The organism is Clostridium celatum (genome assembly GCF_021412605.1).
Taxonomy (GTDB): Bacteria; Bacillota; Clostridia; order Clostridiales; family Clostridiaceae; genus Clostridium; species Clostridium celatum.
Genome location: NZ_JAJKGM010000009.1, coordinates 59,256 through 81,042, shown reverse-complemented (window position 1 = coordinate 81,042; position 21,787 = coordinate 59,256). Strand labels below are relative to the sequence as shown.

The 21,787-nt window shown below is 29.0% G+C and carries 18 protein-coding genes, 1 riboswitch and 2 other annotated features; of the genes, 3 read left to right on the top strand and 15 right to left on the bottom strand.

The annotated features are described in order from the left end of the window. Positions 1-134: 134 nt before the first annotated feature. The 3 genes from LPC13_RS06160 to metG (LPC13_RS06150) form a co-directional block, all read right to left on the bottom strand. On the bottom strand, positions 135-920 hold the full coding sequence (locus tag LPC13_RS06160; RefSeq protein WP_195244748.1) for a TatD family hydrolase: 786 nt from the start codon (positions 918-920) through the stop codon (positions 135-137). 367 nt (positions 921-1,287) lie between these two features. Further along, positions 1,288-2,916 (bottom strand): methionine--tRNA ligase, encoded by a 1,629-nt coding sequence (gene metG / locus LPC13_RS06155; protein ID WP_195244747.1) that lies wholly within the window; start codon positions 2,914-2,916, stop codon positions 1,288-1,290. A 232-nt stretch (positions 2,917-3,148) separates the two neighbouring features. Continuing rightward, a complete protein-coding gene (gene metG, locus LPC13_RS06150) occupies positions 3,149-5,092 on the bottom strand; it encodes a methionine--tRNA ligase (protein ID WP_005211941.1) in 1,944 nt (647 codons plus the stop codon). Between the two features lie 130 nt (positions 5,093-5,222). Next, positions 5,223-5,461 (bottom strand) — a binding site (T-box leader). Positions 5,462-5,582: 121 nt separating this feature from the next. On the opposite strand from metG (LPC13_RS06150), the gene LPC13_RS06145 reads away from it, so the two are divergent. Further along, positions 5,583-6,080 (top strand): FUSC family protein, encoded by a 498-nt coding sequence (locus LPC13_RS06145; protein WP_005211942.1) that lies wholly within the window; start codon positions 5,583-5,585, stop codon positions 6,078-6,080. 136 nt (positions 6,081-6,216) lie between these two features. Here LPC13_RS06145 and LPC13_RS06140 read toward each other — a convergent pair whose 3' ends face one another. The 5 genes from LPC13_RS06140 to LPC13_RS06120 all read right to left on the bottom strand — a co-directional run bounded on the left by LPC13_RS06140 (position 6,217) and on the right by LPC13_RS06120 (position 11,539). Beyond that, positions 6,217-7,962 carry a Na+/H+ antiporter NhaC family protein gene (locus LPC13_RS06140; protein WP_005211943.1) on the bottom strand — a complete coding sequence of 582 codons (1,746 nt, stop codon included), beginning with the start codon at positions 7,960-7,962 and terminating at the stop codon, positions 6,217-6,219. Positions 7,963-8,088: 126 nt separating this feature from the next. Beyond that, positions 8,089-8,264: riboswitch (Lysine riboswitch) on the bottom strand. 88 nt (positions 8,265-8,352) lie between these two features. Further along, a complete protein-coding gene (locus LPC13_RS06135) occupies positions 8,353-9,606 on the bottom strand; it encodes an aminopeptidase P family protein (RefSeq protein ID WP_234088698.1) in 1,254 nt (417 codons plus the stop codon). Between the two features lie 21 nt (positions 9,607-9,627). Further along, positions 9,628-10,062 carry an ACT domain-containing protein gene (locus LPC13_RS06130; protein WP_040418940.1) on the bottom strand — a complete coding sequence of 145 codons (435 nt, stop codon included), beginning with the start codon at positions 10,060-10,062 and terminating at the stop codon, positions 9,628-9,630. A gap of 365 nt (positions 10,063-10,427) precedes the next feature. Next, on the bottom strand, positions 10,428-10,952 hold the full coding sequence (locus LPC13_RS06125) for a spore maturation protein (protein WP_005211948.1): 525 nt from the start codon (positions 10,950-10,952) through the stop codon (positions 10,428-10,430). A gap of 11 nt (positions 10,953-10,963) precedes the next feature. Further along, complete coding sequence (locus LPC13_RS06120; protein ID WP_040418935.1) at positions 10,964-11,539, bottom strand: nucleoside recognition domain-containing protein; 576 nt, start codon at positions 11,537-11,539, stop codon at positions 10,964-10,966. Between the two features lie 120 nt (positions 11,540-11,659). Between LPC13_RS06120 and LPC13_RS06115 the strand changes: the two genes are divergently transcribed. After that, positions 11,660-11,845, top strand: coding sequence for a hypothetical protein (locus LPC13_RS06115; protein WP_040418938.1), 186 nt, complete (start codon positions 11,660-11,662; stop codon positions 11,843-11,845). 281 nt (positions 11,846-12,126) lie between these two features. Here LPC13_RS06115 and LPC13_RS06110 read toward each other — a convergent pair whose 3' ends face one another. From LPC13_RS06110 to LPC13_RS06095, 4 genes are all read right to left on the bottom strand, one after another. Then, positions 12,127-13,125 carry a LacI family DNA-binding transcriptional regulator gene (locus LPC13_RS06110; RefSeq protein WP_195244744.1) on the bottom strand — a complete coding sequence of 333 codons (999 nt, stop codon included), beginning with the start codon at positions 13,123-13,125 and terminating at the stop codon, positions 12,127-12,129. Between the two features lie 179 nt (positions 13,126-13,304). Next, positions 13,305-16,415, bottom strand: a complete 3,111-nt coding sequence (gene ileS, locus LPC13_RS06105) for an isoleucine--tRNA ligase (RefSeq protein WP_005209698.1) — start codon at positions 16,413-16,415, stop codon at positions 13,305-13,307. Between the two features lie 96 nt (positions 16,416-16,511). Continuing rightward, positions 16,512-16,753: a binding site (T-box leader), on the bottom strand. Between the two features lie 506 nt (positions 16,754-17,259). After that, the gene (locus tag LPC13_RS06100; RefSeq protein ID WP_005209697.1) at positions 17,260-17,763 is read right to left on the bottom strand and encodes a GNAT family N-acetyltransferase; all 504 of its coding nucleotides are present in this window, start codon (positions 17,761-17,763) and stop codon (positions 17,260-17,262) included. A 62-nt stretch (positions 17,764-17,825) separates the two neighbouring features. Next, positions 17,826-18,089: a GIY-YIG nuclease family protein gene (locus tag LPC13_RS06095; protein ID WP_195244742.1), complete on the bottom strand. Its 264-nt coding sequence runs from the start codon at positions 18,087-18,089 to the stop codon at positions 17,826-17,828. 157 nt (positions 18,090-18,246) lie between these two features. Between LPC13_RS06095 and LPC13_RS06090 the strand changes: the two genes are divergently transcribed. Next, positions 18,247-19,422, top strand: coding sequence for a class I SAM-dependent rRNA methyltransferase (locus LPC13_RS06090; protein ID WP_195244741.1), 1,176 nt, complete (start codon positions 18,247-18,249; stop codon positions 19,420-19,422). Between the two features lie 60 nt (positions 19,423-19,482). On the opposite strand, the gene LPC13_RS06085 is transcribed toward LPC13_RS06090, so the two are convergent. The 3 genes from LPC13_RS06085 to LPC13_RS06075 all read right to left on the bottom strand — a co-directional run bounded on the left by LPC13_RS06085 (position 19,483) and on the right by LPC13_RS06075 (position 21,779). Continuing rightward, positions 19,483-20,181, bottom strand: coding sequence for a hypothetical protein (locus LPC13_RS06085; RefSeq protein ID WP_234088697.1), 699 nt, complete (start codon positions 20,179-20,181; stop codon positions 19,483-19,485). Next, positions 20,174-20,719, bottom strand: coding sequence for a sigma-70 family RNA polymerase sigma factor (locus LPC13_RS06080; protein WP_005209689.1), 546 nt, complete (start codon positions 20,717-20,719; stop codon positions 20,174-20,176). Before LPC13_RS06080 ends, LPC13_RS06085 begins: the two co-directional genes overlap by 8 nt. Positions 20,720-20,852: 133 nt before the next feature. After that, positions 20,853-21,779 carry a TIGR01212 family radical SAM protein gene (locus LPC13_RS06075; RefSeq protein WP_005209687.1) on the bottom strand — a complete coding sequence of 309 codons (927 nt, stop codon included), beginning with the start codon at positions 21,777-21,779 and terminating at the stop codon, positions 20,853-20,855. Positions 21,780-21,787 lie beyond the last annotated feature (8 nt).

Sequence of the window (21,787 nt, the reverse complement as noted above, 5' to 3'; positions counted from 1 at the left end):
CAAATGCATAATAAAAAATAATAAATAAAAATGAATAATAGCGGTTTTTACAGTTTTAGACCTAGTAGATGATGGTAACTAAAATTTTTAGAAATTGTTAGAAAATATTTACAATTTATACTAATTATTTTACTTTATTTTTCTTTATGTATCAACCTAAAGAAATTCTCATTTACGGCTATATTTACTTCTTTTGAACTAATTTTCTTTATTTCAGCTATTTTTTCTATTATATATCTAATATAGTCTGATTTATTCCTTTTTCCTCTATTTGGTGAAGGAGCCATATATGGACAGTCAGTTTCAACTAAAAGTTTTTCTAAAGGAATTCCTTCAATTACTTCACATATTTTTCTTGCATTTTTGAACGTAACAACACCTGTAATTCCTATATAATAACCTAATTTAACACATTCTCTTGCAAATTCCAGACTCCCTGAAAAACAATGTACTATACCTTTTACATTCGGAAATTCTTTCATAATTTCTAGTGTATCTGCATGAGCATCCCTATCATGAATAACTACAGGAAGACTTAATTCTTCTGCTAGCTTCATTTGTTCTCTAAAAACATGTTTTTGAATTTCTCTTTCTGGGTTTTCATCCCAATAATAATCTAACCCTATTTCTCCTATAGCTAAAATCTTTTTATTTTCTTTAACTAATTCACTTATTCTATTTTTTACACTTTCATCATAATCATTAGCATCACTTGGATGAATTCCAAGGGCTCCATAAATAAAGTCATAATCTATAGTTAACTTATTTGTAGTTTCTAAGCTTGCTTTTGAACAAGCACAGTTTAAAATACCTACTACCCCTTCTTCTCTTATTTGAGCTAATACTTCTTCTCTATCTTCACTAAAGGCTTCATCATCATAATGTGCATGTGTATCAAAGATTTCATATTTAAATTCCATATTTATTTCTCCATTTCTATAAATTAATCTTATTGTTTATTATACCAAATTAAACTAAAAAAACTCAGTCAATACTGAGTTTTTTATACTTATTATTGATTTTTTAAACATTTAATAATGATTCATACTTTCTTCAGATTTTTGACACCTAAATGACACAAAAAAGTTATAATATAATATTTGTAAAGTAGTTAAAGCATTATTATTTACCCCTAAAACCATCTTTTAATTGAAACTCTAAATCTCTGATTTAATAAGTTGAATATACCCATTCTACGTGAAGAGAAGGAGTTTCCTTTTAAAACTGGTCCTAGAGTTATTCGTCCCCCAAATGAAATAACTCTAGGTTTTTTTTGTTTAAAAACGCTTATATTTTCTTTTGTTTTAGTCTTTCAACTTCATCATTTACTTTTTTCTTATCGATCTTTTCAAATAATAGAGGGCATTCTTTTACTAATCCTTCTTTTTTCTCAGTAAAACTCCAAATTCCTTTTTCTAATCCTAAAGATATTTTTATTTTTTCACAGCTATTAGGCATAAATGGATATAATAAATTTGCCAAATTAATTATTATTTGTATACAATTATATATTACATCTTTACATTTACTTGGATCTTTGCTTAGTAAATCCCACACTTTATTATTATCAAAATATTTATTTCCTTTTTTGCATAAATCCATAATAGCACTTAAACTATCTTTAAAACGCCCTTCTTCTATATTATCTCCTAAATCAAAATATAAATTTAAAATTTCATTTTTAAATTTATCATCCATTTTTCCATTAGGTATTCTATTAGCATAATTCTTTCTTGCAAATACTATAACCTTATTCACAAAAGAAGAAAATTCCCCAGCTAAATCATTATTATGAACGTTAATATAATCTCTCCAAGTAAAATCAGTATCTTTATCCTCTGGCGAATTTAATGATAAATAATATCTAAAGCTATCTACATTGTAATTCTTACAAATATATTCTGCCCATAAAGCCCAATTCTTTACTGATGAAAATGGTTTACCTTCTAATTTTAAATGCTCACTTGATATTATTCTTAAGTTAGGATTTTTTATTCCAAGCCCAGCTAAAATTGCAGGGAATATTACTGTATGGAATGGTATATTATCTTTTCCATGAATAAAATAAATCCTTGAATCCTCTCCTTGCCAATATTCCCTATAGTCCTCTCCTCTTTCCTCTAAACACTTCATACTAGCTGTAAGATATCCCATAACAGCTTCAATCCACACAAATATCTTTTTATCTTCATATCCATCTAAAGGAACATCTACTCCCCAATTGAAATCCCTAGTTACAGCTCTATCTCTCAGACCTTCATCTAAATATCTTTTAAGGATTTTTTGAGCATTCTCTCTCCATCCTTGTTCTCTTATAAAAATTCTTTTAACATCATTTTCAAATTTAGATAATGTAAAAAATAAATGTTTAGTTTCTTTAAAAACAGGTATTGAGCCGCAATTTTTACATTTAATATCTATTAGTTCATTAACTTCAAATTCTTCATGGCAATTCTCACATCCATCACCAGTTGCTTCTTCATGACACTTCGGACACTTTCCAACAATATATCGATCAGATAAATATTCATTACACTCATTACAAAAAGTTTGCTCTACATTTTTTTCATATATATACCCTTTATTATATAGGTCTAATATAAATTCTTTTACTTTCTTATGATGAAATTCTGACTGAGTTTTTGCAAAAATATCAAAAGAAAACTCTAAAGAATCAAAACATTTTTTAAATTCCTCATGATATTTTTCAACTACTTCTGCTGGTGTAATTCCCTCTTCCTTTGCTTTCATAGTAACTGGCGTACCATGACAGTCAGTTCCAGAAAGAAAAACTACATCATCCCCCATCATTCTATGATATCTTGCTATAATATCCCCTGGTAATAAAACAGCAATTCTTCCTAAATGTAATGGTCCATTAGCATATGGCCATGCATTTCCTATAATAACATTCATTTTAAATAACCCCCTTCTACTACTTAAGAGTTAATAACTAAGAGTTAAGAGTTTAGGAAGAAAGTCAACTTACGCTTACTCTCTAAAATTAAATTTTTAGAACTCCCACAAGGAGTTTTATCCCTAACTCTTAACTCTTCACTTTTAACTCTTATATCTTTTTAAGTAAACACCTACTTGTTTACATTCCTAGGTATAAGTTTAGCTAAACAAATTAATATTTTGGCTTTACTTATCTTACTATGCTTCCTGTTGGTAATTCACCTGGATTAACTAAATTTAAAGTGCTATCATCATCAGTAGCAGCTGCTATTATCATTCCTTGTGATAATTCTCCTCTTAATGTAACAGGCTTTAAGTTAGCAACTAAAACAACATACTTACCAACTAATTCTTCTGGTTTATAGTGCATTGCTATTCCTGATATAACCTGTCTTTCTTCTCCATTTAAATCAACTTTTAACTTTAATAATTTCTTAGCTTTTTTAATTGGTTCACACTCTAATACTTTAACTACTCTTAAATCTATTTTTTCAAAATCTTCAATAGTTATCTCTTCTTTAATTGGTTGCATTTTATATTCTTCTTTTGGTTTATTAGCTTCTAATTGAGCTAATCTCATAGCTTCTAACTCTTCTAAAGTCTTAGCTACATCTATTCTTGGGAATAAAGCTTCACCTTTCTTAACTGCTGTTCCTGGAGTTGTTCCATCAAATCCAGATAATGAATCCCAAGTGTTTACCGTTATATTTAATTGAGCATTAATCTTTTCACTTGTGCTTGGTAAGAATGCTGATAATAATACAGATGCAAATCTTAAGCTTTCAGCTAAGTTATATAAAACTGTACCTAGTCTCTCTTTCTTTTCTTCATCCTTAGCTAATATCCACGGAGTTGTTTCATCTATATACTTATTAGCTCTTCCTATAAGTGCAAATATATCTTCTAATGCTTCTGGAATTCTTAAATTATCTATTGCCTTAGTTACCTTAACTGGAGTTTCTAATGCTAAAGATATTAATTCATTATCTATATCTTCTTTAGCTGTTGGTGCTGGGATTATACCATCAAAATATTTTTCTATCATTGCAACTGTTCTTGATAATAAGTTACCAAGGTCATTACAAAGATCTGAATTAATTTTCTTTATAAATATTTCATTATTGAATAATCCATCTGCTCCAAATGGAATTTCTCTTAATAAATAATATCTAACTGCGTCAACACCAAATTTATCAACTAAAACTACTGGATCAACAACATTTCCTTTTGATTTAGACATCTTTCCGCCATCAACAAGTAACCATCCATGACCAAATACTTGCTTTGGTAATTCTTCTCCTAAAGCCATTAGCATAATTGGCCAATAAATAGTATGGAATCTTAAAATATCTTTACCTATTAAGTGAACATCTGCAGGCCAATATTTTTTGTATAATTCATCATTATCACTACCATATCCTAAAGCAGATATATAGTTTGATAATGCATCTATCCAAACATAAACTACATGTCCTTCATCAAATGTTACAGGAACTCCCCAGTTAAAACTTGTTCTTGATACACATAAATCTTGTAATCCTGGTTTTAAGAAGTTATTAACCATTTCATTCTTTCTTGATTCTGGTTGAATGAATTCTGGATGTTCATCAATATATTTCATTAATCTATCAGCATATTTACTCATTCTGAAGAAGTATGCTTCTTCCTTTGATTTTTCAACTGGTCTACCACAATCTGGGCAATTTCCATTTACTAATTGAGTTTCAGTCCAGAAAGATTCACATGGAGTACAGTATAATCCTTCATATGAAGATTTATATATATCTCCTTGATCGTATAATTGCTTAAATATTTTTTGAACAGTCTTTTTATGATAATCATCAGTAGTTCTTATAAACTTATCATAGCTTATATCCATCATGCTCCATAAATCTTTTATTCCAGCAACTATTTCATCAACATGCTCTTTTGGCGTTATTCCTTTTTCTTCAGCTATTCTTTGAATCTTTTGCCCATGTTCATCTGTTCCTGTTAAAAACATTACATCATATCCATTTAATCTCTTAAATCTAGCTAAAGCATCAGCAGCTACTGTTGTATAAGTATTACCAATGTGTAATTTAGTAGATGGATAATAAATTGGTGTAGTTATATAATATGGTTTTTTTGTCATTTTTCTTCCTCCTCTTTTTTAGTTAACAATTAACCACTAAGAATTAATGATTTTGAGTTGAAACTTAAATACTAACTCAAAAACTTTAACTCTTAACTGAAAAAAGCCTCTATATAGGCTTTTATACCCATATAGAGGCGTTATATACGCGTTACCACTCTATTTTTATATTTATTTCACAATAAATATCTCTGTAGGTGACTATCATCACCCTGCAATATAACGGTTGCTCCCGTATTATCCTAACTTTTAAAGCTCAGATAATCAACTCCAAGACCATCTTCGTAAAGTTCCATAACGCTAGTTTTCACCATACCTAGCTCTCTTTTAGTTATATTCCTAAACTACTCTTCTCTTCTATGTATTTATCAATTTTATAATATTCTAAAATGTAAAAACTGTCAAATACTTTATTAATATTATTATTTCGCTTTATAGTTAAAATTTGTATCGAATTTTGTTATAATACGTAAAGAATAGGAGTGATATCGTGAATTCTTTTAAACTTCCCAAAATAGGACTTAGAACTATAAAATCAGGAATAGCAGTATTTTTATGTTTATTGCTTTTACCAGAAGAACCGTTTTTTTCATGTATGACTGCTGTAATTTGTTTACAAGATACAGTTTATAATTCTATTCATATGGGAATAAATCGTGGAGCTGGAACAATTTTAGGTGCTGCATTCGGTTTAATTTTTCTATTTATATTTAGATCATTAGAAGGTCATATTTCTAATGAATTAATAGCAAAACCAATAATTTACATTATCATTGCATTAGGTGTAATACTTATGATTTATTTATGTAATATTTTCAAAAGACCTGGTGCAATAAATATTACTTGTATAGCATTTTTAGGAGTAACTACAGCTCATGCTTATAGTGATCCTTTATTTTATGCTACAAATAGAATTATAGAAACTTTATTTGGAATAGTCATTTCAATATTAGTAAATAAACTTATAACACCCCCACCACATAAATAATTAGTAATTAATAAAAAACTAATTAGTATTTCTAACTGAAAAAGGTTGTGCTTTTGCACAACCTTTTTTTATAGCCCTTTTTATTTATTTTTCTTATTGCTTCAGCGTTATTCAACCTTTTAACGAATACTTAATTTTAATTTACATTAAGTACATTATCTTCTACAGGCGTAGCTTCCTCAACCTTTTTACCGAATATTTGCACCCCTACAAAAACTGCTAATATTGCTACTGGTAATACTATATATATTGGTAATCCAAATCCAGCTGGAATATATCCAAATAATATTGTAATTACTGCTACAAATAAAGAATACCAAATTTGAGTTTTAACATGCTCAATATGGTTGCATCCTGCACCCATTGATGAAAGTATTGTTGTATCTGATATTGGCGAGCAGTGATCTCCAAATATTGCTCCAGTTAATACCGCACTTGTACTAACAATTACAAATGACATTTCTGGATTTATTGAATATGCTAATGGCACTGCAAGTGGCATTAAAATCCCCATTGTTCCATATGCAGTTCCTGTTGCAAATGATATTACTGCACCTAATATAAATATTAAACTTGGTAGTAAAAAATATGGAATTGATCCTGATAATAAAGTTACTAAGTATTTAGCTGTACCTAATTCTTTTATAACTGAACTTAATGACCAAGCTAATATAAGAATTACTCCTGTAATTAATAATCCCTTCATACCATCAACCCAAACTTCAATAGCCTCACCAATTGTAAATATCTTTTTACAAACTGCCATTATTATAGCAACTATACTGGCAAGTAATGCTGATTGGAATAATGCCACTGATGCATCTGATGCGCTAAATGCCTGCTTTATAGCTTCAAAGGATGCTGGTGAATTAGTCATTAAATTAATAAGTTCAACATCTTCTCCACCCATTATTGCTGTATATCCACTATAGTAAAATGCTGCGATTGCCGCTACTATTAGAACTCCTATTGGAATTATTGCATTCCATATGCTTAATTGCACCCCTTCTTTAGGTTGCATTTCATCTTCTCCTTGAAGATTATCTACTGCAACTTCAGCTCCAATTTTTTGTCCATTTCTAGCTGCCATCTCGGCTTTTCTCATTGGTCCAAATTCTTTTAATAAAACTGCTGTTATAACTATAAATGCTAATATTAATATGTTATAAAATCTATATGGAATTGTTTGAAGAAATACTCCAAAAGCATCTGCTTGTACACCAATTCCTGTGAAAGCATCATTAATTAAACCAACTTCTAACCCTATCCAAGTAGAAATTATTGCAAGCCCTGCAATTGGAGCTGCTGTAGCATCTATAATAAATGCTAATCTTTCTCTAGAAATTTTCATTTTATCTGCAACTGGTCTCATTATTGGTCCAACAATTAACGCATTTGCATAATCATCAAAGAATACACATATTCCCATAAGCCAAGTAATTAATTGAGTACCTTTTGCTGTTTTAGCTCTTTTAGCTAAAGCTTCTGCTATAGCTTTTGCTCCTCCCATCTTAGCAACAAGATTTATAACACCACCAATTACTAAAACTTGAAGTATAATACCTGCATTCCAAGGATCAGCCAAAGAGTTTAATGCCCTATCTATAAAATCTAAAAATGATTGTATCAATGCACTAAAGACATTAAATCCTGTTAAATTTAATAAAAATCCTCCTGATAAGATACCTATAAACAACGAAACTACAACGTTTTTCGTTATAAATGCCAATACTATTGCAACTATTGGTGGTATTAATGTTAATAATCCAAACTTTTCTGAGTTCACCGTAGCTGAATCTATTTCAGCTGCAAATGCAAGTGTAGTTGATAAAACAAACACTAGCATGGTAAGTAGTAATACTCTGTAACTTCTTTTTTTCATTTTTATTCCCCCTTATTTCTATTTAAAAGCGAATAACAAGGGTACCCCAAACTAACCCAATAAAAAAGACCTTGAGTTAACACTCAAGGTCTTGATATACACTAAAAAAGTATAAAAATACAAGTCTCAAATGATAGCTCACCACAAAATATTTTGTGACAGTAGTACATATATTTTATGCACTCCCAGCTATACAACCTTAAAGCATCGGTTGTACGCTTCGGCGATAATTCCTTTCATATTGAATCATAGTGCTTTCCTCATCAATAATACTATTAATTAATCGCGCCTCTACCCTAATTTATTCACTTTTGTTACTTATTGATTAAATTATACAGTTTATTCTATTGTTTTTCAATACCATTTTATAACTTTTTTTCTTTTTTATTCTTAAAATTCTTTATTCATAAACTTTTCAATGTCTTCAACAGATTTTATTATATCCTTAGATAAGTTTATATTACCATCCTCTGTAACTAATATATCATCCTCAATTCTAATTCCAATACACTCTTCTTCTATATAAATTCCTGGTTCTACAGTAAACACTACTCCTGGAACAAAAGTTATATTTCTATGAGGTGTTTCAATATCGTGAGTATCCATTCCAAGACTATGACCTATACTATGATAATAATATTTTCTTACATCCTTTTTATCTTCAATAAGTCCTAACTTAATACATTCTTCAGCTATTAGTTCTGTTGCTTTATCATTAATTTCTTTGTATTTAACACCTGGCTTTATTAAGCTAATAATTTCTTCATTTACTCTTAAAACTGCATTATAAACTTCTTTTTGTCTTTCTGTAAACTTACCATTAACCGGGAATGTTCTCGAAATATCTGCATTATAGCAATTATATTGTGCACCTAAATCGAAAAGAATTAAATCATCATTCTTAAGTTCAGTATTATTATCTACATAATGAAGTATTGTTGCATTTTTTCCAGCTGCCGCAATAGTTGTAAATGCTAAATCATTTACCCCTTTAGTTTTGCAATTAAAATCAAAATATGCTTCTAACTCATATTCCTTTATTCCTGCTTTAGCCTCTTTCATTAATAATTCAATACCACTTTTAGTTATTTCAATAGCTTTTTTTATATTTTCAACTTCTTTTTCTGATTTAACTAATCTACATTCACCAATAATGCTATAAATATTATTAACTCTTACCTGAGGATATTTACTTACTACTTTTTGTGCGTATTTATGAGATATTGTATCGTCACTATTTGCACTAAGTCTATCTAAATCTAAATATAAATTTATCTCTTCCTTCATTGTTAAAAGCCTATGTATTTCATTTTCGAATTGGCTTTTAAACTTTACTTCCTCAACTTCAGCAAGTGAAATCGCCTCATCCTTACGTATACTTTTACCAACCCACTTTTCTAGTTCTTCATCAATATCTTTAATAAAAAGACATGAATTCTTAACTCCTTTTAATTTCGACATGACTAAAACATGTTCTTCTTCTTTTATTCCTGTTAAATAATAAAAATTTCTATTTGGTGTAAATGGATAGCTCTCATCTCCAGTCTTTTTAGGTGCCTTTCCTGCAAATAAAACAACTATTGAATTATCCTTTATTTTTTCTAATACATTTTCTCTGTTAATCTTATACATATTTTTATCCATAGCCCTATCTCCTCTTAAAATTTATTCTGCTGCTAATAATTTTACACTTCTTACATTTGGTAACGAATTTAATCTTGCTGCTAATTGGCTTATACTTTTTTCCATATGTGAAATATCAATAGTTACTGTAACATTTGCACATAAGTTTATTGGAATATCTTGATTTATTGTTAGTATATTACCTTTATAGAAAGCTATACAGTCCAATACTTTAGATAAGGTTCCTGATTTATGTGACATCAAAACTATTAATGTTACCTTTTTTGACTTCATTTCTTCTGCCATTGGAAAAATATCATCTTTATATTTATAATACGTACTTCTACTTATCCCTACAGTCCTAATAGCCTCACTAACATCTTTAGATTTTCCAAGCGAAATAATTTCCTTCACTTCTATTACCTTTTTAAATATCTCTGGTAATGATTTTTCATTTACAATATAAAACTTCTCCATCCCCATAATCATTCTCCATTCGATTCTTTTAGTAATATTATACAACCAAAATTTACACCTTACCAATAAAAATTTACATATTACTCTTTTAATGTAAATAGAGTTGTATTACGAATAACCGTGATGTCAAAAAATTTTATATATTACCTTGAGAAATTATTATAATTTTACTGTACCATAAAATCTTGATTAGATTTTATAGAACAAAATATTAGCTTACATATTTTATTCTATAATAGTTAAAAAGTTAATTAAAAAAGTAATGATATAACTGAAAAGAATACATATGATAAACCTTAGAATTTAATTCTTAGTGAAATCATATCAATTTTGGGAATGTCACATCATCACTTTTTCGTTTAACTTTAAAGTATCATTATTTTTACCATTAGGATTGCCATAATTATTGCTGTCATATCTGCCATTACTGCTGCCCATACTGTATGCCTCGTTTTTTTAATTTTAACTGCACCAAAGTATACTGTTACAGTATAAAATATTGTTTCCGTTGTTCCCATTATTACAGATGAAATTAATCCTATTGCTGTATCTGGCCCATAATTTTTTAATATATCTGTAAATATCCCCATAGCTCCACTACCAGAAAGTGGTTTTATTAAAACTAAAGGAACAACTTCTTTAGGTAGGTCTATCAATTTACAAATAGGTGAAATTGCATTGTTTAACATATCTAAAAGCTTAGCCTCTCTAAAAATATGCACAGCTATAATCATAGCTAAAAGATACGGAAAAATATTAACACATACTTTTAATCCATCTTTTGCTCCTTCTATAAACCAATCATATACTTTTCTACCTTTTATCATTCCATAAGTAATAATAATTAAAACAATTATAGGAATAATACTTTTGGTCAAATATGCAAACATTTCCTTTCCTCCTAAAAATATCTTTGAAGTATTTTACAACATATTACTCCTACTATTGCCGCTACACCAGTTGAAATTATAGCAGGAAGAATTATAATTCCTGGATTTGTAGATCCTGCTGCTGCTCTTATTGATATAACCGTTGAAGGAACTAACTGTATACATGCCGCATTTAAAACTAAAAATAATGCCATATCATTTGATGCTCTACCTTTTTCATTATTTAATCTATCCATTTCCTCCATTGCCTTAATTCCAAAAGGAGTTGCAGCATTTCCAAGTCCCATCATATTAGCTGTAATATTCATAACAATCGATCCTAATGCCTTTTCATCTTTAGCAGCTTCCTTAAAGATTAGTTTTAATATCGGTTTCATTAATTTTGCTAATTTTTCTGTAAATCCGCTTTTTTCAGCTACCTTCATCACTCCACACCAAAAGCACATAAGTCCAACAAGACTAATTATAAAAGTAACAGTTGAATCAATAGATGTAAGTATGGATTGAGAAATCGCCTCTCCATTTCCAGTAAAAATACCAACTACTAGTCCTAAAAACACCATTATAAACCATATGTAATTAATCATATAATCTCTCCCCACTATTTTTTTACTTTACAATATATGCCTTGCAACACGTATTTATTAGTGTTACCATAAATATAGTACTATTTAGTTTTTACTACCTATGTGAAGGGAGACTCACCAATGAAAGAATCAAACTTAAAGTTAGCACAAAAAGATATTGATGAAGCATTAAAAGCTGTAGAAGATATGGAAAACTGTATCAATGATGGTAGCCATGAAAATTACATATTAAAAGAAAAGTTTATGACTTTATCTGAAAAAGTTCAAAAATTAGAGAACTTACTTAAAACAGAAGGAATACTATAAAATGTATACAAAAAAGAGGATAGTTAACTATCCTCTTATTTTTTAATTTTTACCAATCTAGCAATCATTCACTCTATTTGATAACCTTAACAAACTTACTTACCCTAATTCTCAAATTCCCAAATTCCCAATATATTACCTATACCTAATTGAATGTGTACCCATTTCTAAACAATCGCCACTGGTAAACGTTATCAAATCATAATGCCATTATATCATATTTTTTCTATTATTTCAAACTTTTTTGCATAAAATAAAAAAACAGCTAATTAGCTGTTTTCTTATTTACAACTTTCTCTTTGTATTAGCTTATAATCTAATACATATTGATCCTGTTCTAAAGGTTTATTATTTAACATTTTAATAAGCATTCTCATAGCTACTGATCCCATGTCATAGCTAGGTTGCTTTACTGTTGTTAACTTAGGATAAAAATATGATGCAACTACATTGTCATTAAATCCAATTACACTAACATCAGTTGGTACATTAATATTGTTTTCTCTTAACGCATTTATAACCCCAATGGCAATTTCATCACTTGCACATACTACACCATCAAATTTCTTACCACTAGCTAAGAATTTTTCTACTGCATTATATCCACTCTTTGCTTTTAAATCCTTTAAAAATACTAAATCTTCATCTATAGAAATATTATTTTCACTTAATGCCTTTTCATATCCTACATGTCTATCTCCCCATGCATTTACAGAGTTTTTATTAACTCCAACAAAAGCGATATTTTTTAATCCTTTATCAATTAAAGTCTTAGTAGAATCATATGTAGCTTTAACATTATCTATTATTACACTTGGTAATCTTCCTTCTTTGTCTTTAGATTCTGCTAAAACTGTTTTTAAATCTAATTCATTTATTATATCAAATGTCTCATCTTCTAATGAAGAGCTCATATATATAACACCATCAACCATTTTTTCTTTAAGAACTCTTAAATAATCTTTTTCTTTCTCATAATCAAAGTCAGAATTACATAATATTACATTATAATCATATATATTTGCAACATCTTCTGCACCTCTAACTATTTCTGGATAAAATCCACTTGAAATATCAGGAACTAAAATTCCTACTGTTTTAGTTCTTTGCGTTTTTAAACTTCTAGCCACAATATTCGGTCTATATCCAAGTTTTTTTATTGCATCTAATACCTTTTTCTTAGTATCTTCATTAACAACATCTATATCATTTAGAACTCTAGACACAGTAGCTATTGAAACGCCAGCTTCCCTAGCAACATCCTTTATAGAAGTAGCCATATCAACATCACTCCATTTTCTATTTTAATTATTAATTATACCTTTTTTTCCTATTTAATACAATAATTTTAATCATTTTTTGCATTTATAGATTAAGCACGTATACTTATATTACTATTCTTTGAAAAAAGGATAGGAATTATTACTTAATCCCTACCCTTTATTAACAAATCTATTAGTTATTTAACAACTTCTACAGTCATATTTAGCTTTTCGCCATTTATAACTGTTTCAGTGTAATCAACTTCTCCATTGTAAACTATTTCTTGGGTTAAGGTTTCTCTCTTAATAACATCTGCAAACTTTTTAATTACTTCTAATAGCATTTCATTGTCTGCTACATATAAATTAATTTTATCTGCTACCTCAAACCCTTTATCTTTTCTCATATTTTGAATCTTAGAAACTATTTCTCTTACATGACCTTCTTCTCTAAGTTCTTCTGAAACATGAGTATCTAAAACAACACCAATTGAACCTTCACCAGCAAACGCATAACCCTCTAGCCCTTGCATAGTAACTAATAAGTTTTCCTTATTTAATTCAATTTCAGTTCCATCAACATTAATAACTACTACTCCACCATTTTGAATAGTTTGAGCCAATTCCATTTGGTTTCTTGCAGCTATTTCTTTTCTTATTCCTGGTATTAACTTACCATAAGCTCTTCCTAGTACTGGTAGGTTAGGCTTAATTTCAAAGTTAACATACTTAGAAAGGTCTGCTCCAAATTCTACAGCTTTGATATTTAACTCATCAGTTATGATATCACCATAATATTCTGGAAGTGAATCTGTTGAAATAAGCATCTTAGAAAGTGGCTGTCTATTCTTAATATTAGCACCATTTCTTGCACTTCTTCCAAGTTTAACTATTGTGTAAGCTAAATCCATCTCTTTTTCTAAGTCTTTATCTATAGCTGTTTCATTAACTTCTGGCCATTTGCATAAGTGAATACTTTCTGGAGCATTTTCATCTAATCCAACTACTAAGTTTTGGTAGATGCTTTCTGTAATAAATGGTACAAATGGAGCTGATACTTTAATTAAAGTAGTTAATACTCTATATAAAGTTACATAAGCACCAATCTTATCATCTGTTAATTCTTCAGACCAGTATCTTCCTCTATTTCTTCTTACATACCAGTTTGATAACTCATCTGTAAAGTCTTCAATTGCTAAAGCAGCTTGAGTTATTTGATATGAAGCAAGCATATTGTCTACATCCTTAACTAATGAATTAAGTTTAGACATTACCCACTTATCCATTACGTTATCTGATACAAAATCAGTATATTGTAATGGGTTGAATTTATCTAATTCAGCATATAATACGTAGAATGAATAAACATTCCATAAAGTTCCCATAAACTTTCTTCCAGCTTCACCAACATCATCTATTGAGAATCTAGTAGGTAGCCATGGAGCACTTGCAGTATAGAAATGCCATCTTGTAGCATCTGCACCTTGTGCATCTAACACATCAAATGGATCTACAACATTTCCTTTTGATTTTGACATCTTTAAGCCCTTCTTATCAAGAACGTGACCTAAAACTATACAATTTTCAAATGGATTTCTATCAAATATTGCAGTTGATATTGCAAGTAAAGTATAGAACCATCCTCTTGTTTGGTCAACAGCTTCTGATATAAATTGAGCTGGATAATTTTGTTCAAATAATTCCTTATTTTCAAATGGATAGTGTAATTGTGCAAATGGCATTGAACCCGAGTCAAACCAACAGTCAATAACTTCGTTAGTTCTAGTCATTTCCTTTCCACATTTTTCACATTTTAAATGAACATTATCTATATAAGGTTTGTGTAATTCAATATCCTCTGGAACGTTAATTCCCTTTTCCTTTAATTCTGCAATGCTTCCGATACATTCTTTATGTCCGCATTCACATCCCCAAATTGGAAGTGGGGTTCCCCAGTATCTATCTCTTGAAATACCCCAGTCAATAACATTTTCTAAGAACTTACCAAATCTACCTGTTCTAATGTTATCTGGATACCAGTTAATCTTATTATTGTTTTCTAAAAGCTTATCTCTTAATGTTGTCATTGCAACAAACCAGCTTTCCTTTGGATAGTAAAGAAGTGGTGTGTCACATCTCCAACAATGTGGATATGAGTGTAAGTGCTTTTCTGATTTAAATAACTTATTATTTTCTTCAAGCCACTTACAAATGCTTTCATCACATTTCTTAACAAACTTACCTGCCCATGGAGTAACTTCTTCTACAAATCTACCTTCTCTATCAACTAAGTTGATGAAAGTAATTCCATTAGCCTTAGCTACTAAGCTATCATCCTCACCATAAGCTGGAGCTATATGAACTACACCAGTACCATCTGATAAAGTTACATAATCACCATGGATTACTTCAAAAGCTTTTCCTTCAACTTTACCAAAAGGCATTAATTGTTCATATTTAGTTCCTAAAAGTTCTGTTCCTGGGAATTCTCTAACTACTTCATAGTCTTCCCCTAAAACTTTAGCTGCTAAATCCTTAGCTAATATTAATATTTCTTCTCCAACCTTTGCTTCTATATATGTATAAGCTTTATTTATACATAAAGCTAAGTTTGAAGGTAATGTCCAAGGAGTTGTTGTCCAAGCTAATATATACTTGTTTTCCTCTCCAGTAACTTTAAATTTAGCAATACATGTTAAGTCCTTAACATCTTTATATCCTTGTGCAACTTCATGAGATGATAATGCAGTACCACATCTTGGACAGTATGGCATTACTTTGTGTCCTTCATATAAAAGACCTTTATCCCACATTTGTTTTAATGCCCACCAAACTGATTCTATATATGGATTATGATAAGTTACATATGGATTTTCCATATCAACCCAATATCCAATTTGGTTAGTCATTTTTTCCCACATACTTACATAAGTAAATACGCTTTCTTTACATTCTTTAACGAACTTTTCTACTCCGTATTCTTCGATTTGCTCTTTACCTGAAATACCAAGTTTCTTTTCGATTTCAAGTTCAACAGGAAGTCCGTGAGTATCCCATCCAGCTTTTCTTATTACTTTATATCCCTTCATAACTTTATATCTTGGGATAATATCTTTCATAACTCTTGTTAGTACGTGTCCAACGTGTGGTTTACCATTTGCAGTTGGAGGTCCATCATAAAAAGTGAAATATTCACCATCTTGATTCATATCAAAATTCTTTTTAATAACATTTCTTGCAGTCCAAAGGTTTGCTATTTCTTTTTCAAGACCAACAAAACCATTTGGCAATTCTACTTTTTTGTACATAAGAATTCTCCTTTCTCTACAGATATCAACTATTAAAATTATTCTCTTAAAGACATATTTTAATCCTTTGTTTTTAAAAATAAAAAAACTTCATCCCAAAAGGACGAAGTGAATTCGCTATACCACCTAAGGTTAATAAACTCATAACTATACTATGAGCCAAATTTCAGATACTTTCATATCCTATCCCTTAACGCGGGCTAACGTGACAGCTTAATTGCATAGCTTTCAGCCTCCAACTCCTAGGTGATTTTCCTTAAATAATCTTATGATTTCACACCAACCAATCACTCTCTTAAAAAATTAATAAAAGTACTTTTCCTAATCATAGTCTTTAATGAATTTATTATATATTATGCATTATTCCTTGTCAATTGCGCCCAAAAGTATTATTTATAAATTTCTTCTAAACTTCTTTTTATAAATATTAAACAATAATAATTATTATTTGATATTAATTTAATTTTATTGTTGACTTTTTTACTCTGATATGATTTAATAAATATCGTTGAAACACTTAATTGTTATTATATAATTTGAATTAATTTTAATAACTCATTAATTTCTTTGTATTTTTAAAATACTACCCAAAATCCCATTTCCCTATAAATTTAACGATTCAAACTACTTACATTTTGTAAGTAGTTTTTTGTGCTAAAAAATAAAGATGAATCAGTAGTTTTGGGTTACTGATTCATCTTCAGTAGCTTAGCTTCAAACTTCATCCACCTTGCTACAATAATAGTATGTGTAATTTATTTTTTTATATACACTAAATTAAATTTTATTTTTGAATTATATACTTTATTCTATAAAATAATAATTTCTTTTCATCTCTATAATACTAATTCCTAATTCGTGACATTATAAACTCATCTTCATATTTTCCATTTCTAATAGCTGCGCACCTTTTTGTTCCTTCAACTTCAAATCCAAAGCTCTTATATAACTTTATAGCTCTATCATTGTCTACAAATACTCCAAGTTCTATTCTCTTTAACATAAGCCAATTATCAGCTAAGTCAATTATAGTTTTCATTAATTTTTTTCCTATCCCCATTCCTTGATAATCTTTATGAACCATAATCCCCAAACTTGCACAATGCCTAACTCTAGGATTTACAGATACATTTAATCCTATGGTACCTATTATTACTTTCTTTCCATTTTCATTAATTTCAGCAACATATTGATAATCATTAGGTCCTAAGCTTTCTATAAATGCTTTACTTCTAGCTATCCTTTCACTAGTTATACCTAATATATTTTCTCGTACTCCATCCATTACCCTTATTGCATTGATCCCTTCTGCATCTTCAGTTCTTATTGCTCTTATATTTATCTCCATAATTTTGCCCCCAACACTTTAATTTTTTATTATCAAATTTACTTAAATAATCTTTACAATTTTTATATAATAATTTTCATAGAATTAAATTTCTCTATTAATATTAATTTTTCCTTCCTAGTAAGTTGCTTAATTACGTACTCTCTTCTCATTGCTTCAATTTTATCTTCAAACTCTTCAAAATAAACAAGTTCTATAGGCAATCTAGCTTTAGTATATTTTGCTCCCTTACCAGAAGCATGTACTTTTAATCTTTTCTCTAAATTGTTTGTCCATCCAGTATATAAACTATTATCATTACATCTTAATATATAAACATAATTCATTTAAAAACCTCTTAAATTAACTTATTAATTTCCACATATTTATAATTATATCGTATGGTAAACTATATTTTCTATTATTATTGTCAATACTGAATAATAAAGTACAATAGTTATGTTATAATCTTATGAGAATTAATAAAAAAGGAGCAATTAATATATGGCATGTAAATTTTTCTTACACCAAGGTAAAAATAAAAAAGCAGAAAATGGGCGTCCTTGGATATACATAGATGAAATAAATGAATATGATGGTGACTATGAAAATGGTGATATCGTTGAAGTTTATAATCACAAGAACTACTTTATCGGTAAAGGTTATATAAACGATAGAAGCAAAATAACTATAAGAATAATGACTAGAGACATAAATGAAGAAATTGATTATGAATTCTTTAAAAGAAGATTTGCTGCTGCTTGGGATTATAGAAAAACCGTAATTGATACATCTTCTTGCAGATTTATATTTGGAGAAGCAGACTTTTTACCAGGTCTTACAGTAGATAAATTTGAAGATTACTATGTAATTCAAATTTCAACTTTAGGTATGGATAAATACAGAGATATAATTGTTAAGATTTTAGTAGAAGAATATGGTGCTAAAGGTGTTTATGAAAGAAGTGATATAAAAACTAGAGAAATAGAAGGTTTAGAACAAACTAAAGGCTTCTTAACTGAACCATTTAATACTGATGTTGAAATTATTGAAAATGGTGTTAAGTATATAGTAGATTTAGAAAATGGTCAAAAAACTGGTTTCTTCCTAGATCAAAAAGAAAATAGAGCTGCAATGCATAGAATTTGTAAAGGTAGAGATGTTTTAGACTGTTTTACTCATACTGGATCTTTTGCTTTAAACGCTGGTATTGCTGGTGCTAAATCAGTTCTTGGAATTGATGTTTCTCAACATGCTGTTGATTGTGCAACTAGAAATGCTGAATTAAATAACTTACAAGATACAGTTAAATTTGAGTGCCACAATGCATTTGATGTTCTTGGAGATTGGTCAAGAGAAGGTAGACAATATGATGTTGTTATATTAGATCCACCAGCTTTCACTAAATCAAGAAATACAGTTAATGCTGCAATTAGAGGTTATAAAGAAATAAACCTTAGAGGATTAAAAATGGTTAAACCAGGTGGATATTTTGCAACTTGCTCTTGTTCACATTATATGAGTGAAGAACAATTAAAGAAAACTGTTCTTGAAGCTGCACATGATGCTAGAAGAACTTTAAGACAAATTGAGGTTAGAACTCAAAGTTCCGATCATCCAATTCTTTGGAATTCAGATGAATCATACTACTTAAAATTCTTTATCTTCCAAGTAGTTTAAAAATCGCAATTAATTAAAAGGTAGCAAATTAACTTGCTACCTTTTTAGTTTATATTATTTCTAATCAATAAACTTTTCTTCATAATTTAAGTTATTATATAATTCATTTAGTTCACTAATTTCTTTTTCTACCGTTCTATAATAAATACCATCTACACCCATTATATCATCATTAAAACTATAAATATGATCTGTTACTCCATGTATCTTTATAGAGTATTGTACTGAATTTATGTTTTCATTTATAACTTCATAAATAGGCATTGTATTTATGAAATTTACTATATTATTTATATCTTCTTTTTTAGTAACTTCCTTGTATTTAGTTTGTGTTGATATAGATTCTATAGTTATATTATAAATGTCATCTGCCCTTAGCACCTGACTATCCTCTATATTATCTAAATCACTTTCTTTTAAACCATATGATTCAATATCATGAGTAACATTACTTTCATTTTCTCTTACACCAGCAGACTTCATCATAGATTCCTCACTAGCCACTGTAGTTTGTTTTTTTTCATTTTTTCCTAAATGTATTTGTTTAGATAGTCCCATTCCAGCTAAACATATGAATGCAAAACATGCGGCTGTAGTCCAAAGCTTTTTATTTTTATACCATTTATTATTTTCCTTTTTTAATTCAGAATCTAAATTTAATAATATATCTTCTACTTTTCTATCAAAGGATTGAGGCAAAACAAACTTTTCTTTTTCACATTTACTTTGTTTTTCTAAATAATCATCAAATTTATCCATAAAGCTCCTCCTTTAACATATGATATAATTTTTCCTTTGCTCTTGATAATCTAGATTTTACAGTGCCTTCTTTTATATTTAATAATTTTGCTATATCTTTATATTTCATATCCTCAAAATAAAATAATATAGTAGTCATTCTTAAATCTTCCTCTAAAGAATTAATGGCATCATATAAAGTTAAATCCTTATAAGTATCTTTAGTTTTAATATTAATAAAATTATCCTTATCTACAGTGATTTCTTTGCTTCTTTTTTTATATAATGTATTACTTTCATTTATAACTATTCTTATTAACCAAGTTTTAAAAAGCGACTCATCTTTTAATGATTTTATATTCTTATAAGCCTTTAGTATTGCTTCACTAACGGCATCTTCTACATCCTCTTCTTTACTTAATATAGATTTTGAAACTCTATACATAGCTATTTTATTTATTCTAATTAGGTTACAAAAAGCTTCCTTATTACCACCCTTTGCTCTTTTAACCTCCAGTAATAACTCATCCTTACTCTGTTTTTTTATTGAAGCCTCCAATTAATTCGCTCCTTTCGTCTATTAGACTAGCTCTCATCCCATTTTGTTCCATAACATAATTATAAATAAAAAAAGAGCTAATGCAAAATCAAATTGCAATGCTCTTTATTTTATTTAACCTCTTTATCTTTAACTATTTAAAGTCTTTTCCTTGCCAAATATCATTCTCTACCAAGGCTCTATCTATATCATTTAAAACTTCCCACTTTTTTAAGCTCCACATTGGACCAATTAAACTTGCTCTAGGTGCATCTCCTGTTAATCTATGAACTACCATTTCCTCTGGAATCATGGCAACACCTTTACAAATTAAGTCTATATAATCTTCTTTGCTTAATAGCTCAAACTCTTCTCTTTCATATTGCTCTGCCATCTTTGTATTTTTCATTAAGTGTAACAAATGAAACTTAATACCTTGAGCTCCTGAATGTGCTACATAATTTATAGTTTTAAGCATATCTTCCTTGCTTTCTCCTGGTAACCCAAAGATAGTATGTACTACAACTTCAATTCCTCTTTCTTGAAGTTTTTTTATACTCCTATCAAATACTTCGAAGTCATAGCCTCTATTAAAGTTATTAGCTGTTTCGTCATTGATTGTTTGTAATCCTAATTCCACCCATAAATATGTCTTCTTATTTAATTCTTCAAGAAAATCTAAAACATCATCATCTAAACAATCTGGTCTTGTTGCTATAGATAATGCTACTACATTTTCTTGTGCTAAAGCTTCTTCATATTTTCTTTTCAATTCTTCAACTGGAGCATATGTATTAGTATAAGCTTGAAAATATGCAATATACTTTCCGTCCTTCCACTTTTTCTCCATCATCTTTTTTCTATCTTCAAACTGTTCAGTTATTGATAAAATTCTACTTCCTGCATAATCTCCTGAACCTCTTGCACTACAAAATGTACATCCACCTTTTGCTACTCTTCCATCTCTATTTGGGCAAGTAAATCCACCATCTAATGATATTTTATATATTTTTTCATTAAATTTATTTCTTAGGAAATAATTTAAGCTATGATATCTTTTTCCATTCCACTCTTTAGACATTTTCTATT

What these genes read in the sequence shown, in the direction of transcription:
- LPC13_RS06090 (WP_195244741.1), top strand. Translation starts at nt 18,247, where the DNA reads ATGGCATGTAAATTTTTCTTACACCAAGGTAAAAATAAAAAAGCAGAA.
- LPC13_RS06115 (WP_040418938.1), top strand. Translation starts at nt 11,660, where the DNA reads ATGAAAGAATCAAACTTAAAGTTAGCACAAAAAGATATTGATGAAGCA.
- LPC13_RS06075 (WP_005209687.1), bottom strand. Translation starts at nt 21,779, where the DNA reads ATGTCTAAAGAGTGGAATGGAAAAAGATATCATAGCTTAAATTATTTC.
- LPC13_RS06160 (WP_195244748.1), bottom strand. Translation starts at nt 920, where the DNA reads ATGGAATTTAAATATGAAATCTTTGATACACATGCACATTATGATGAT.
- LPC13_RS06095 (WP_195244742.1), bottom strand. Translation starts at nt 18,089, where the DNA reads ATGAATTATGTTTATATATTAAGATGTAATGATAATAGTTTATATACT.
- ileS (WP_005209698.1), bottom strand. Translation starts at nt 16,415, where the DNA reads ATGTACAAAAAAGTAGAATTGCCAAATGGTTTTGTTGGTCTTGAAAAA.
- metG (WP_195244747.1), bottom strand. Translation starts at nt 2,916, where the DNA reads ATGAATGTTATTATAGGAAATGCATGGCCATATGCTAATGGACCATTA.
- LPC13_RS06100 (WP_005209697.1), bottom strand. Translation starts at nt 17,763, where the DNA reads ATGGAGATAAATATAAGAGCAATAAGAACTGAAGATGCAGAAGGGATC.
- LPC13_RS06135 (WP_234088698.1), bottom strand. Translation starts at nt 9,606, where the DNA reads ATGGATAAAAATATGTATAAGATTAACAGAGAAAATGTATTAGAAAAA.
- LPC13_RS06085 (WP_234088697.1), bottom strand. Translation starts at nt 20,181, where the DNA reads ATGGATAAATTTGATGATTATTTAGAAAAACAAAGTAAATGTGAAAAA.
- LPC13_RS06140 (WP_005211943.1), bottom strand. Translation starts at nt 7,962, where the DNA reads ATGAAAAAAAGAAGTTACAGAGTATTACTACTTACCATGCTAGTGTTT.
- LPC13_RS06130 (WP_040418940.1), bottom strand. Translation starts at nt 10,062, where the DNA reads ATGGAGAAGTTTTATATTGTAAATGAAAAATCATTACCAGAGATATTT.
- LPC13_RS06120 (WP_040418935.1), bottom strand. Translation starts at nt 11,539, where the DNA reads ATGATTAATTACATATGGTTTATAATGGTGTTTTTAGGACTAGTAGTT.
- LPC13_RS06110 (WP_195244744.1), bottom strand. Translation starts at nt 13,125, where the DNA reads ATGGCTACTTCTATAAAGGATGTTGCTAGGGAAGCTGGCGTTTCAATA.
- LPC13_RS06125 (WP_005211948.1), bottom strand. Translation starts at nt 10,952, where the DNA reads ATGTTTGCATATTTGACCAAAAGTATTATTCCTATAATTGTTTTAATT.
- metG (WP_005211941.1), bottom strand. Translation starts at nt 5,092, where the DNA reads ATGACAAAAAAACCATATTATATAACTACACCAATTTATTATCCATCT.